This is a genomic window from Pseudoclavibacter sp. CFCC 11306 (genome assembly GCF_008831235.1).
Taxonomy (GTDB): Bacteria; Actinomycetota; Actinomycetes; order Actinomycetales; family Microbacteriaceae; genus Pseudoclavibacter_A.
The window spans coordinates 207428-220854 of sequence record NZ_WBKF01000002.1; the positions used below are offsets into that span (position 1 = coordinate 207428).

At 69.5% G+C, this 13427-nt stretch carries 13 protein-coding genes; 10 read left to right on the plus strand and 3 right to left on the minus strand.

The window, feature by feature from the left end; translation table 11 throughout:
* The first annotated feature begins 78 nt into the window (after window positions 1-78).
* Window positions 79-1404 carry an ATP-binding protein gene (locus tag F8O09_RS07760; RefSeq protein WP_158054737.1) on the plus strand — a complete coding sequence of 442 codons (1326 nt, stop codon included), beginning with the start codon at window positions 79-81 and terminating at the stop codon, window positions 1402-1404.
* Entirely contained in the window at window positions 1401-2069 is a 669-nt protein-coding gene (locus tag F8O09_RS07765; RefSeq protein ID WP_158054739.1) for a LuxR C-terminal-related transcriptional regulator, read from the plus strand. The genes F8O09_RS07760 and F8O09_RS07765 overlap by 4 nt, the downstream gene beginning before the upstream one ends.
* Before the next feature lie 25 nt (window positions 2070-2094).
* Here F8O09_RS07765 and F8O09_RS07770 read toward each other — a convergent pair whose 3' ends face one another.
* Complete coding sequence (locus tag F8O09_RS07770) at window positions 2095-3273, minus strand: FAD-dependent oxidoreductase (RefSeq protein WP_158054741.1); 1179 nt, start codon at window positions 3271-3273, stop codon at window positions 2095-2097.
* A gap of 360 nt (window positions 3274-3633) precedes the next feature.
* On the opposite strand from F8O09_RS07770, the gene F8O09_RS07775 reads away from it, so the two are divergent.
* The 3 genes from F8O09_RS07775 to F8O09_RS07785 all read left to right on the plus strand — a co-directional run bounded on the left by F8O09_RS07775 (window position 3634) and on the right by F8O09_RS07785 (window position 6931).
* Window positions 3634-4605 (plus strand): 1,4-dihydroxy-2-naphthoyl-CoA synthase, encoded by a 972-nt coding sequence (locus tag F8O09_RS07775; protein WP_158030325.1) that lies wholly within the window; start codon window positions 3634-3636, stop codon window positions 4603-4605.
* Complete coding sequence (locus F8O09_RS07780) at window positions 4593-5960, plus strand: AMP-binding protein (RefSeq protein WP_158054743.1); 1368 nt, start codon at window positions 4593-4595, stop codon at window positions 5958-5960. The genes F8O09_RS07775 and F8O09_RS07780 overlap by 13 nt, the downstream gene beginning before the upstream one ends.
* A 62-nt stretch (window positions 5961-6022) precedes the next feature.
* Complete coding sequence (locus tag F8O09_RS07785; RefSeq protein WP_158043152.1) at window positions 6023-6931, plus strand: 1,4-dihydroxy-2-naphthoate polyprenyltransferase; 909 nt, start codon at window positions 6023-6025, stop codon at window positions 6929-6931.
* 2 nt (window positions 6932-6933) lie between these two features.
* Here the strand turns inward: F8O09_RS07785 and F8O09_RS07790 are convergent, their stop codons facing one another.
* Window positions 6934-7299: a DUF4229 domain-containing protein gene (locus tag F8O09_RS07790; protein ID WP_192496574.1), complete on the minus strand. Its 366-nt coding sequence runs from the start codon at window positions 7297-7299 to the stop codon at window positions 6934-6936.
* 113 nt (window positions 7300-7412) lie between these two features.
* Between F8O09_RS07790 and F8O09_RS07795 the strand changes: the two genes are divergently transcribed.
* From F8O09_RS07795 to F8O09_RS07805, 3 genes are read left to right on the plus strand one after another with little or no spacing between them, the layout of a single operon-like run.
* Window positions 7413-7832, plus strand: coding sequence for a PLD nuclease N-terminal domain-containing protein (locus F8O09_RS07795; RefSeq protein WP_158054745.1), 420 nt, complete (start codon window positions 7413-7415; stop codon window positions 7830-7832).
* Complete coding sequence (gene menD, locus F8O09_RS07800) at window positions 7829-9481, plus strand: 2-succinyl-5-enolpyruvyl-6-hydroxy-3-cyclohexene-1-carboxylic-acid synthase (protein ID WP_192497618.1); 1653 nt, start codon at window positions 7829-7831, stop codon at window positions 9479-9481. Before F8O09_RS07795 ends, menD begins: the two co-directional genes overlap by 4 nt.
* Window positions 9478-10245: an IspD/TarI family cytidylyltransferase gene (locus F8O09_RS07805; protein WP_192497619.1), complete on the plus strand. Its 768-nt coding sequence runs from the start codon at window positions 9478-9480 to the stop codon at window positions 10243-10245. Before menD ends, F8O09_RS07805 begins: the two co-directional genes overlap by 4 nt.
* A gap of 32 nt (window positions 10246-10277) precedes the next feature.
* Here the strand turns inward: F8O09_RS07805 and F8O09_RS07810 are convergent, their stop codons facing one another.
* Window positions 10278-11567 (minus strand): isochorismate synthase MenF, encoded by a 1290-nt coding sequence (locus F8O09_RS07810; RefSeq protein WP_158054751.1) that lies wholly within the window; start codon window positions 11565-11567, stop codon window positions 10278-10280.
* Between the two features lie 92 nt (window positions 11568-11659).
* Here F8O09_RS07810 and F8O09_RS07815 point away from each other — a divergent pair, with 92 nt between their 5' ends.
* On the plus strand, window positions 11660-12370 hold the full coding sequence (locus F8O09_RS07815; protein ID WP_158054753.1) for a demethylmenaquinone methyltransferase: 711 nt from the start codon (window positions 11660-11662) through the stop codon (window positions 12368-12370).
* On the plus strand, window positions 12370-13404 hold the full coding sequence (locus tag F8O09_RS07820) for a polyprenyl synthetase family protein (protein WP_158054755.1): 1035 nt from the start codon (window positions 12370-12372) through the stop codon (window positions 13402-13404). The genes F8O09_RS07815 and F8O09_RS07820 overlap by 1 nt, the downstream gene beginning before the upstream one ends.
* Window positions 13405-13427: the final 23 nt, after the last annotated feature.

The following is a 13427-nucleotide window of genomic DNA, read 5'->3' on the forward strand; positions in this document are numbered from 1 at the left end:
GTGTCTCAGCGGCCGTTTTTCGTGCGATCGCGGCAGAGAGCGACCAATCCCCGCAGGCGTCCGTGGTTGGATGGAGGCATGAGCCTACCCGTCTCGCAGCGCCGGATGCTGCGCACGCGCCCGCGTGTGCTCGGCGGCGTGTGTGCGGGGCTCGCGGAGCATCTGCACGTCTCGGTGCAGGCTGTGCGCATCGGCATGGTGGTCGCGGCCCTCTTCGGCGGCGCCGGCATCGTGCTCTATTTCTGGCTGTGGCTGTTGGTGCCGGACGCCGCCGACCCGGCACGTCAGCCACCGGCCGCCTCGGTCGCGGGCAGCATCCTGCAGCGACCCGGCGATGCAGCTCGGACAACGTCGGATCCCGCACCTTCCACCAGCCGTCGTTTCAACCCGGCCGTGCCGCTGCTGATCGGCGGCGGGCTGCTCGGGCTCGCCATCGCCGTGGCGACCGGCAGCGTGCCGCTGCAGATTCTGATTCCCGCCGCGATCGCCGTCGTGGGCCTGGTGCTGGCCTGGCGTCGGCTCATCAGCGACGGCGCAGCCGGAACGCGGGAGGTGACCTGGCAGGTCATCGGCGGCGCGGCGCTCGTCGTGGTCGGTGTGATCCTGCTCGTGCTGCCGGGCGGCGAGGGGCGACCCACCGGCGTGCTCGGCGGCGCGCTTGCGGTGCTGGCAGGTGCCGGCGTCGCACTGGCGCCGTGGGTCGTCAAAGTGATGCGCACGCTGGCCAACGAGCGGGCGGAGCGTGCTCGGGCGAACGAACGGGCCGACATCGCCGCGCATCTGCATGACTCGGTGCTGCAGTCTCTGGCGCTGATCCGGCAGAAGTCTGCCCCGGACAGCGACGTCGCACGCATCGCCCGACGCCAGGAACGCGAGCTGCGCGACTGGCTGTTCGTGCGCGACACCGGACTCTCAGACGAGGAGCGTGCCGAACCGAGCGACGTCGGCGCACGGCTGCGCGCGATCGCAGAGCGGCTGGACGAGGAGCACGGCTGCACCTTCGACGTGGTGACGATCGGGGATGTCGTGGTCACCGGGGCGCTGCGCGGGAGCGGCGGTGCCGACGCCCTGGTCGCAGCCGCAAACGAGGCGATGACGAATGCCGCCCGGCACGCCGGCGGGCGCATCTCGGTGCTGGTCGAGGGCGGCTTCGACGCGGGTGCGGCGGCTGCGGATGCGACGCCACGACGCCGGCTGAGCGTGACGGTGACCGATCGCGGCCCGGGGGTCGATCTCGGTGCGATTCCCGATGACCGACATGGCATCCGCTCGTCGATCATCGCGCGCATGCGGCGGTCTGGCGGGCAGGCGCGCATCACCGCAGGCCCGGGCGGTCACGGTACGCGCGTGGTGCTCACCCTCGACGAGCAGGACGCTATGACGACGGAGCGGGGCGGCAGATGAACGAGACGGACGAAGCACGCATCAGCGTCGTGCTGGTCGAAGACCACTCGATCTTTCGGGCGGGGCTGCGCGAGTCGCTCGCCGGCGACCTGGCAGTGGTCGGTGAGGCTCCCGACGTCGACGCCGCCATACGGGTGATCGGTGAGACCCAGCCGCAGATCGTGCTGCTCGACGTGCATCTGCCCGGTGGCCAGGGCGGTGGCGGAGCAGAGGTGATCGAGCGCTCGCAGCGTTCGGCGCCGCACACGCGCTTTCTCGCGCTGAGCGTCTCGGACTCGGCCGAAGACGTCGTGCGAGTGATTCGCGCCGGTGCTCGCGGCTACATCACGAAGAGCTCCTCGGCCGAAGAGGTCTCTGACGCGGTACGGCGGGTGGCCGACGACGACGCGGTCTTCTCGCCGCACCTCGCCGGGTTCGTGCTCGACGCGTTCGGAGCGGCCAGCGGAGAGACCGCGCAGGCCGACGACGAACTCGACCGGCTCACCCGGCGCGAGCAGCAGGTGCTGCGCCTGATCGCACAGGGCTACACCTACAGAGAGATCGCGGCCGACCTCTTCATCTCGGTCAAGACCGTCGAGACGCATGTCTCATCGGTGCTGCGCAAGCTGCAGATGTCGTCACGGCACGAGCTGACCGCGTGGGCGCTCGCCCGCCGGCTGCTGTGACCGCGCGCGACCGGCGGCATGCGGTTCAGTCCACGGGGTCGGCGTGATGCGCCAGCGTGAACTCCGCATCCTGCCACGGGCTCGCACCGGTGAGCGCCAGATCGGCGACGGCCTGACCCCAGACGGGAGCGAACTTGAAGCCGTTGCCCGACATGCCGGCGGCGATCGAGATCCGTCCCTCGCCGATGGTGTCGATGATCGGCCGACTGTCAGGGCTCTGAGAGTCGGGGTGCACCGACCACCGGACGGGCTCGGGATCGAGACTCGGGAAGATGCGCTGCGCCTGAGTGCCGAGCCAGCGCAGCTGCTCTCGCGAGAGAGTCATCGGGCGACGGGCCGGATTGGCCACCGTCGGCAGGTGCAGGTGCGGGCTGACCTTCACGCTGAAGCCGTCGATGCTCGGCGCGCCGAAGGCGTGCATGTCGCCGAAGTCGCGCATGAACCCCGGCAGCCTCGCGGGCAGGAAGGCCGAGATGTCGGCGGGCATGAACCAGGCCAGTGCAAAGTTCGCGACCGTCAGCATCCGGCTCAGGCCCGGCACCAGACGAGCCGTCCACGGGCCGGCCGTCACGATCACGTGACCGGCTTCGACCGCGCCGGCGGAGGTCTCGATGCGAACCCCGGTGCCCGTCGGACTCAGCGAGGTCACGACGGTGTTGTACAGCACCTCGGCGCCGTCGGCCTGAGCCTGTCGTGAGGCCGCGAAGACCGCGCTCTCCGGGCGCACGACGCCGGCCAGCTCGTCGAGGAAGCCCTCGTCACCGTGGTCGACTGCGAACTGAGGGTACTGACGTCGCAGGTCGTCGGCGTCGAAGTGTCGGTGGGGCAGGTCGAACTCCTCGGCGGCGCTCAAGGCCGCGTGAAGATCCGGGTGCCCGCTGGGAGCGATGTGGATGGCGCCGGCCGGAATGAGGAGATCGCGTGCTGCGAGTCGCCCGAGCTCGAGCCACCGGGTGCGCGCTTCGAGCAGCGCCGGGGTGAGGTGGCGTCCCTCTTTGGCGGCGACGCGGAACAGCCGGGACTCTCCGCTGAAGGCCCCATGGGTGTGTACGGTGCCGTACTGCTCGATGCCGAGCACGCGCAGCGTGCTCGCGGATCGCCGTCGTGCTGTGGAGAGCGCCCAGAGCGCCATGGAGCCGATCGTGCCGACGCCGACCACGGCAACGTCGACGACTCTGGCGGCTGGTGTGGTGTGCTTGCTCATCCGGGTGCCGGCCTTTCGCCGAGGTTCGGCACGCTGCCGTCTCCGCTCCACCGCCGAGTCGGCTGCAACGGCACATGAAGGGCAGACAACGCCATTGTGAACCTCTTCTGCCGAACGGGAGGTGAAGCCGTGTCGGTCGAACCTGCACGGAATGAGAACCCACCATTGTTATACGAACGTATTGTTTCGGCGCTCTTCCAGGCATGTTTCCACTGGGAAACACGGCTGCCCGCCGGCCGGGACGCCGCATCCGGGTGACTTGCGCAGTGACGACGCCGAGCCGATCACGGGAGCCCTCGCCGCTCTGCGCGAGGTGGTGCGCGGTGCGGCTCGGCCAGACCGACCGCTAGAATCGGCGTCGTGAGCGACGCGAACAACTCGACCCCGGCATCCACCCCAGAACATGCGGCAGAACACGCGGCCGCATCGGTCTCTGAGACCTTCGACGCGACGCAGTGGCGCGCAGTCGCGGGCTTCGAAGACTTCGCCGACGTCACCTACCACCATGACGTCAGCGGGCGCATCGCGCGCGTGGCGATCGACCGGCCCGAGGTGCGCAACGCGTTTCGCCCCCGCACCGTCGACGAGCTCTATCGTGCGCTCGACGACGCGCGCTGCAACCCGCGCATCGGTGTCGTGCTGCTGACCGGCAACGGCCCCAGCCCGAAAGACGGCGGCTGGGCGTTCTCGTCGGGAGGCGACCAGCGCATTCGCGGCCGCGACGGCTACAAATACTCAGACGACGAGACGCACGTCGACGCCGCCGACCAGGCCCGCTCGGGGCGCCTGCACATTCTCGAAGTGCAGCGGCTGATCCGGTTCATGCCCAAAGTCGTCATCGCGGTGGTCGGCGGTTGGGCAGCCGGCGGCGGCCACTCGCTGCATGTGGTCTGCGACCTCAGCATCGCGAGCCGCCAGCACGCGCGCTTCATGCAGACCGACGCCAACGTGGGGTCGTTCGACGCCGGCTACGGGTCGGCCCTGCTCGCCCGGCAGGTGGGGCAGAAGAACGCCCGCAGCATCTTCTTCCTGGCCGAGGAGTACGACGCGCAGCGCGCCTATGAGATGGGTGCGGTGGACACCGTCGTCGATCACGACCAGATCGAGGTCGAGGCACTGCGACAGGCGAGGGTGATCCTGACCAAGTCGCCGACGGCCATCCGCATGCTCAAATTCGCGTTCAACGCCGCAGACGACGGCATGGTCGGTCAGCAGATCTTCGCCGGCGAGGCCACGCGCCTCGCCTATGGCACCGACGAGGCCGTCGAGGGCCGCGACTCGTTCCTGCAGAAGCGCGACCCTGACTGGAGCCCGTTCCCGTGGCAGTTCTGACCCCGCTCGAGGTGGCGTCGGCACCGGGGCTGGCGCGACCGCTGGTCGTGGTCGACGCCGACCCGATGTCGCTGTTCACCGCGTTGCCTGACGTGCTGGCCGGGCAGGGGCCGGCGCTGCTGCCGGCGCCCGCTGAGACGGCGGATGCCGAGCGTGCGTTCGTCGAGCAGGCCGGCGGTCTCGAGGGCATGGAGGTCGCCGTCGACCCCGACGTCGCCGTCGTCATTCGCACCTCGGGGTCGACGGGGCGTCCCAAGCGCGTGGGGCTCTCGGCGCAGGCCTTGGTGTCGAGCGCACGGGGCACGAACGAGATTCTCGGAGAAGGGCACTGGCTGCTCGCCCTGCCGGCACACTATATCGCCGGGCTGCAGGTGCTCGTGAGGTCGCTCGCAGCAGGCACGACCCCGGTCGTCGCACACCACCTGCGCAGCGATTGCGTCGATCGGCACTTCACCCCAGAGGCGTTCGTCGCGGCGACCGACGAGCTGGCGGCGCAGGCCGCTGCCGAGGCGCAGTCGAACGCGACCGCGCGGGCGGACGCCCCCAGCGCATCCGCCGCGCACCTGCTCACCGCACTGGTGCCGACACAGCTGCATGTGCTGCTCGAAGACGCCGCCGCGCACCCGGCGACGCTCGACGCCCTGCGTCGATATGCGCACATCATGGTCGGCGGGCAGCGTTCGGCGCCCGGTCTGCTGCAGGCCGCGCGTGACGCCGGCATCGACGTGGTCACGACGTATGGCAGCTCTGAGACGGCCGGCGGCTGTGTGTACACCCTCGCCGATGGTTCGCAGCGGCGGGTGGGTGACACTACACTTGCAGTCAGAGACGGCAGCGTCTTCGTCTCGGGGTCTGTGCTTGCCAGCGGCTACATCGCCGACCCCGAGCGCACTGCACAGACCTTCGTCGAGCACGGCGGCAGCCGGTGGCTGGCCACCGGCGACCTCGGCGACCTGACTAAGGGAGTGTTGACCGTGACCGGACGCGACGATCAGACCATCATCACGGGTGGAGTCAAACTCGACCTCAACGAGGTGCACGACGTGCTGCACAGCCTGCCCGGCCTGGACGATGCCGTCGCGGTTCCCTTCGACGACGAGAAGTGGGGCACCCGCTTCGCCGTCTACGCCGACGGGCGCAACCGGGTCAAGCGCATGACGCGAGAAGAGCTGAACCTCGTGCTGCGCGAGCGTCTGGGGCGCCATGCCGGTGCCGCCGCCATCACATACTTCCCCTTCGGGCTGCCCCGGCTGTCGAGCGGCAAGGTCGATCTGCGCTCGCTGCACGAGACGGCAGAGGCGCTGGCGGGTTCGGCGCTCGCAGCTCAGCGCCCCTCGCCCAAAGACTCCATCTGACCAGAACGACCGGCCGTCTCATGACTGATCGATGACGAATTGACGAGAAAGACCCCCGCTGCATGAACTTTCAGGATCCCTCCGGTTCCCTGACCCGCCGAGCCACGTTCGGCGACTGGCTCGAAGGCGCGAGACTGCGCACGCTGCCCCTGGCGATCGCCCCGGTCGTGGCCGGGTCTGGCGTCGCCGGTCACTACGGCCGCTTCAACCTGCTCTTCGCGGTGCTCGCGCTCGCGGTGGCGCTGCTGCTGCAGATCGGGGTGAACTACGCCAACGACTACTCCGACGGCATTCGCGGCACCGATGAGCATCGCGTCGGCCCGGCCCGTCTGACCGGCGGCAAGCTGGCGAAGCCCCTGGTGGTCAAGGCGGCGGCCTTCGTCTGCTTCGGGCTGGCGGCAGTGCTCGGCCTGTGGCTGTCGCTCGCCTCGGGGTTCTGGTGGTTTCCGATCATCGGGCTGGTGGCCATCGTCGCAGCCTGGTTCTATACCGGCGGTTCGCACCCGTACGGCTACGCGGGGCTCGGCGAGGTCGCCGTCTTCGTCTTCTTCGGTCTGGTCGCCACGATGGGCACCGAGGTCGTGCAGACCGGCGCGCCCAGCTGGGTCGGCGTGTGGGCCGCCGTGGCCATGGGGCTGTTCTCGTGCGCGGTGCTGATGATCAACAACATCCGAGACATCGAGACCGACCGCGTGGCCGGCAAGCACACGCTCGCGGCCCGTCTCGGTCGTCGCAATGCGAACATCGCCTACCTGCTGATGTGCGGGCTGCCCTTCGTCATCGCAGCGGTCGCACTGCATCCGGATGCGTCACTCGGGTGGATCTCGCTGGCTGCGGTGGTGCCGGTCGCCTTCGCCGTGGTGCGTGGGCTGCATCCGCGCTCGCCGCGAGACCAGATCGCCTCGCTGAAATTCACCAGCCTCGGAGCGCTGGCCTTCGCGGTGCTGCTCGCCGTCGGCCTGCAGTTCTGAGCTCAGGCGCCGGGCTTCGCAGCGTCGTCAGGCTTCGCAGCGTCGTCGGGCTTCGCCGGCCGGTCTGCACGGCCATCGGCCTGCCGCTCGGCCTCGTCGAGTTCGGCGTCTTCGATGTCGTCGGCCACACGACCGAGGCGACGCTTCGCCCGCACCTCTTCAGGGTGAGCCTTGCGGCGGGCGAGCTCGTCGCTGAACGCCTGACGCTGTTTGCCGAGCACGAGGTATGAGACCAAGAGGCCGACGACGACGGCGATCAGCGCGGCGACGAACGGGTTGAACCCCAGAAGCAGCAGAATGATGAGCGCGACCAGCACGATGCCGACGCGCAGCAGAGTGTAGACGAGCCAGGCGGGAAGCTTTTTCACGCCCTTGAGTCTAGAGGCTCCGCTCATGACGAGCCTGTGCGGGCACGTCTCCAGATTCGAGATCAGATACGTCACCCAGGTCGCTGACAGCGGTCTCGCGTACGATAGACGGCATGGTACGCATCGGAATCGTCGTCGCTCTCGTGGCTCTGGCCGCCATGGTGGTGGCGTTCATCGATGCCGCCCTGACGCCTCGCGGCACCACCGGCGTGATGCCGAAATGGGCGTGGATGATCGTGATCGTGCTGCTGCCCGTCATCGGTGCGGTGCTCTGGTGGTACGCGGGTCGTCCGCGCGCATCGGTGACCGCCGAGGGCTCATCGTCTGCACAGCAGGGTCGGCCCGGTGGTGCGGGCTCGTCGCACGGCGACGCCGGCGGCGTGCGCCCGACGACCGAGCTTCCCAGCGAGAGCGCGATGCACGGCATGACGGCAGACGAGCGCATCGCCTGGCTCGAGCAGCAGCTGTCCGACCTCGAAGAAGAGAACGATCGGCCGAACGGCGGAGACAAATCCTCGAAGGGCGATCAGTGACCGCCGCTGTGGCGGCATCCAGCGAATTCGCAACGGCCCTGCTGCTGGCGCTCGTCGAGCGCGGCGTCGAGCACGTCGTCGTGAGCCCGGGGTCGCGGTCTCAGGCGCTCGCGCTCGCCGCGGCAGAGCTCGAGGCCGCTGGCCTGCTTCACCTGCATGTGCGCATCGACGAGCGAGATGCGGCGTTTCTGGCGCTCGGCATCGGCATGGCCACACGGCGGCCGGCGGCCGTGATCACGACCTCGGGCAGCGCTGTCGGCAATCTGGTGCCTGCCGCGATGGAGGCCGCTCGCGCACAGGTGCCGATGCTGCTGCTCACCGCAGACCGGCCGGCCGAGCTGCGCGGCACCGGAGCCAACCAGACCACTCGACAGGCGAACATCCTCGGTGATCTGGCGACGCTCGACCACGACCTCGCTGAGGAGGACTACGCGCGCGATCCAGTGGGGCTCGCGGTTCGACTCGCCTGCGAGGTGCTGCCGTTCGCCGAGCTCAACCGACCCGGCATCGACGATGAACACGTTTCGCTGCGCGGGCCCATGCAGGTGAACGTGCAGTTCGTCGAGCCGCTGTCGGGGCGCCACACCGAGACGAGCGCGCTGCAGGCGCTGGTGCGCCGTCGTATCGACGACGAGCGGCCACAGCATCCGCTGCTGAACGCGACGCGCAAAGAGGCGGCCACCGTGCCGGCGCGCGGCACCGTGCTGGTCGCCGGGTTGGGCGCCGACGTCGATCTGGTGCGAGCGGCTCGTGACGTCGGCGTGCCGGTCATCGCCGAGATCACGTCGGGAGCGCGGCAGTGGCACACCGTCAAGGGCTACCGAGAGTGGCTCGATCACGGAGCCGACGGCGCGTGCCGGATGATCGTCACCGGCCTGCCGTCACTCTCGCGGCAGGTGTGGCACTTCGCCGAACGCGCCGACGTGCAGGTGATCGCGGTGGCTCCGGCCGGGCGTGAGCACTTCTCTCCGGGGCATCGGGCGCGTCGCGTCGACCTGCTGCGGTTCGAAGCGACCGCGCAGGGGGGTGACGCACACGGCGACGGCGCAGCGGATGCCCCCGGTGCGTCTGTCGTTGCGGATGAGCCGCTGACCGGTGAGGCTCTCACCCGCGAAGCGGTCATCGACGCGGTCTGGCGGCACAGTCGCATCGATGCTCCGAGCGCCGATGCGATCTATCTCGCCTCGTCGCACATGGTGCGCGTGGCCGACGAACGAGTGGAGGCGAGTGCCGTTCCCGTGTTCGGGCATCGAGGTCTCGCCGGCATCGACGGCACGATCTCGGCCGCCTCGGGCGTCGCTGACGCACGGCGCGCAGCCGGGGCTGGCGCGCTCACCCGCCTGGTCATCGGCGATCTCGCCTTCGCACACGATGTGGGCGGTCTGCTGCGCCCGGAGTGCGAGGCCGCACCGCCGCTGCAGATCATCGTCGTCAACGACCACGGGGGCAGCATCTTCGCCGGCCTCGAGGTCGCGACCGCAGACCCGGCGCTCTATGAGCGGGTGGTGCGCACACCGCAGCCGCTGCGCGTGCGAGAGACCGCCGCGGCCTACGGATGGGCCTACCATCAGGCGCGCGACGTCGCCGACCTCGACGGTCTGGTGGCGGCCGGAGAGCCGGGCATCGTCGAGGTCGTGATCGACGCGTGACTGTGGCCGTCGAGCCCGATGTCATGCGCGTCGGGGTGCTGCTCGCCGGGGGAGTGGGTGCTCGCGTGGGCGCCGGCCTGCCGAAGCAGCTGGCCGAGGTCGCCGGGCGACCGCTCATCGAGCACACCATCGAGGCGTTCGAGCGCAGCGGCCTGTTCGACGAGCTGCTCGTCGTGATGCATCCCGACCATGTGGATGCGGTGCGCGCGCTGGTCGGCGACGACGGGTCGGGCGTTCGTCGGTATCCGCTGGTGCGTGCGGTGATTCCCGGCGGTGCCGAGCGCAGAGACTCGTCCCGTCTCGCCGTCGAGCATCTGGCCGGTCGGCTGCCTGACGACACGCGCGTCTTTCTGCACGATGCCGCACGTCCGTTCGTGAGCGCCAAGGTGCTCAGGCGAGTCGATGCAGGCCTCGAACGTGCAGACGCGGTGGTCACTGCGGTGCCGAGCGCCGACACCGTGATCGAAGTGCGTGACGAAGAGGTCGGCGGGCGCCGTTCAGAGGTGCTGGCGGTGACGCCGCCGCGGTCGCACATGAGACTGGTGCAGACCCCGCAGGCGTTTCGTCTCGGGGTGATCCTCGACGCGCATCGACGTGTGCGCAACGACCCGGAGTTCGCTCCCACCGACGACGGCTCAGTGGTGCGACATGCCCGACCCGACGTCGCGGTGCTGGTCGTCGCCGGCGACGCGGCGAACGGCAAAGTCACCACGGCGGCCGATCTGGTCGAGGCGCGTCGTCGTCTCGCCGATCCCGAGGTCTGATCCCGAGGTCTGATCTTGAGGCCTGCGCTCTCTCAGCCGGCGAGAGCCTGCCGAATCGGCTGCAGCTTGGCGCTGGTCTCGGCGAACTCCTGCTCGGGCACAGACCCGGCCACGATGCCGCCGCCCGCCCAGGCCGTGATCGTCGAGCCGATGCGCTGTGCCGAGCGCAGCCCGATGGCCCATTCTCCGTCTCCGCTCGCATCGATCCAGCCGACCGGGCCGGCATAGCGTCCCCGGTTCACGCCTTCGATCGCGCTGATCGTCTGCAGAGAGGTCTCACGTGGAACGCCGGCGACCGCAGCCGTCGGGTGCACCGCGGCAACCAGGGCCAGCACGTCTGCGCCGTCGGCGAGCTCGGCGTCGACGTCGGTTGCCAGATGCAGCACGTTGGGAAGTTCGAGCACGAAGGGTCCTCGCGTCGTGAGCTCATGCACGTGCGGGGCCAGCGTGTCGAGCAGGCTCTGCGCAGCGAACGCGTGCTCGTGCTGATCCTTGGGCGACGTCAGCAGGTCGCGAGCGAGTTCGTCGACTGCGGGGTTCGCGTCACGTGGCCGCGTGCCGGCGAGCACCCGCGCGTGCACACGCCCGCGATGCGCCTCGACGAGCGTCTCGGGGCTGGCGCCGAAGAACCCGTCGACGCAGAAGTTCCAGCACGAGGGGTAGGCGGCCTCGAGCCGCTCCAGCACGGAGGGCAGATCAAAGGCTGCGGGCAGATTCGCGTGCTCCGACCGCGCGACGACCACTTTCTGCAGCGTGCCGTGTTCGATCAGGTCGAGTGCCTGGCGAACTGCGTGCGCGTGCCGTTCGGGCGCGTCGGCATCGGGGTGCAGCGTCGCGACCGAGTCGGCGGCGAGGGCGGCTGCTCGGCGTGCGCGGCGGTCGGCGGATGCGGCCAGCAGATGGTCGACCTCGGCTCTGATGCGATCGGGGTCGAGCCGGTCTTCGACGGAGGCTCCCGCACTCGAGTCGATCACCCGGGTGGCCCAGGTGCGCCCGCCGCGCTGTGTGATCAGCATGCTCGGCACCACGAGCACGCTGGGTACGGCTGCGGCGTCGTCGAAGGCGAACGCTCCGAAGGCGGCCAGACCGGTTCCCGGCTCTGCCGCGGCACCCAGCTGGTGGGCCGAGTCGGCCACTGACTTCCAGACGCGACGAGCCTGATCGAAGCGCTCCGGGCCCGAGAACGTGAGGGTCAGCGCGCGGCCGATGCCCAGCATCCCCTCGCCGTCTCGCCACCAGAGCAGGGGGTCTGCGGCGTCGAGCAGGGGGAAGGGAGTGTCGAAGGCGTGCACCTGGACTGTGCGGGTGGTGAGTTGGAACACGTGCAAGATCCTAGCCCGGAGCCGTCCGCTGTCGGCGATATGACGAGAGGCCGTCGTGCCCTGCTCGGGGAAAGTCAGTACACTGGGGCGTTGTGACGAGCGCAGATCTCAGCAAACGACCCGAAGAGGTCTCGGCGATGTTCGACCAGGTCGCGCCGGGATATGACCGCACCAACACGGTGATGACGTTCGGGCAGGTCGGGCAGTGGCGACAGGCCACGACGCGTGCCGTCGCCCCGAGGCCGGGAGAACGTGTTCTCGACCTCGCGGCAGGCACCGGCACGTCGAGCGTGCCCTTTCATCAGGCCGGCGCCGATGTGGTCTCGGCAGACTTCTCCGAAGGCATGCTCGCCGAGGGGCGCCGCCGCTACCCGTTCCTGACGTACGAGTGGGCCGACGCCACGGCGCTGCCCTTCGACGACGACAGCTTCGACGCGGTGACCATCTCGTACGGGCTGCGCAACGTGGTCGACATGGACAAAGCGATGAGCGAGGCGCTGCGAGTGCTGAAGCCAGGCGGCCGATACGTCATCTGTGAGTTCTCGACGCCGACGTGGCGTCCGTTCGCCAAAGTCTACGACTGGTGGCTCGGCAACGTCCTGCCTCGTCTGGCGCAGCTGGCCAGCACCAACGACGCTGCCTACCCGTATCTGAGCGAGTCGATCGAGGCCTGGCCCGATCAGCGCTCGCTCGCCCGGCATCTGCGTGCGGCCGGGTTCGAGCATGTGCAGTGGCGCAATCTCAGCGGCGGCATCGTGGCCCTGCATCGTGCATGGAAGCCGGCGGCGAAGGACGAAGACTGATGGAACGCGGCAACGACACCACCCGACTGGTCAGCGGCCCCAAACGCTTCTTCCTGCGCTCCGAGGATCGCCAGCTGGTCGGCCGCATGGAGCAGGGGCTCGAAGACGTCGAGCGGCGCATCGTCAGGGAGTCGACCTCGGCCGACTCGGTGACCAATGCCGCCACCCGGTATCTGGTCGAGGCGGGCGGCAAACGCGTGCGGCCGCTGCTCGCGCTGCTCGCCTCAGAGCTCGGCGACGGTGTGAACGACGGCGTGCTCGAAGCGGCCACCGGGGTCGAGCTGACCCACGTGGCGAGCCTGTACCACGATGACGTCATGGACGAGGCCGACACCCGCCGCTCGGTCACCAGCGCCCACCGCATTTGGGGCAACAACGCCGCCATTCTGGCCGGAGACATCCTGTTCGCACGCGCGTCGATGATCGTCAGCGAGCTGGGCCAGCAGGCGATCATGATCCAGGCGCACACCTTCGAGCGCCTGTGCCTCGGGCAGCTGCATGAGACGCTCGGCCCGGACGAGGGTGCTGACCCCATCGAGCACTATCTGCAGGTGCTCGCCGACAAGACCGGGTCGCTGATCGCCGCCGCCGGCGAGCTCGGCGTGCTGCTCGGCGGTGCACCAGACGAGTACCGCGTCGCGGTGCGTCGCTTCGGCGAGTGCATCGGCGTGGCCTTCCAGCTCGTCGACGACGTGATCGACCTGCGCAGCACGAGCGACGAGCTCGGCAAGACGCCGGGCACCGATCTGCGCGAGGGCGTGCCGACACTGCCGTGGCTGCTGCTGCAGCGACAGGCCGAGACCGATCCCGAGGCCGCGGCCGTGCGAGACGAGGTGAAGCGTCTGCTCGCCGACGACGACACGCTTGACCAGGCTCTCGCGACGCTCGCCTCGCATCCGGTCACCGATGAGGCGCTCACACAGGCGAAGGCCTGGGCGAAAGACGCGACCGACGCGCTCAAGGCGCTGCCCGCAGGCCATGTGCGCGACCTGTTCGTGCGGCTGGCCGACTACATCGTCAGCAGAAGTCACTGAGATCCCAGATTCAGCAAGGAGCA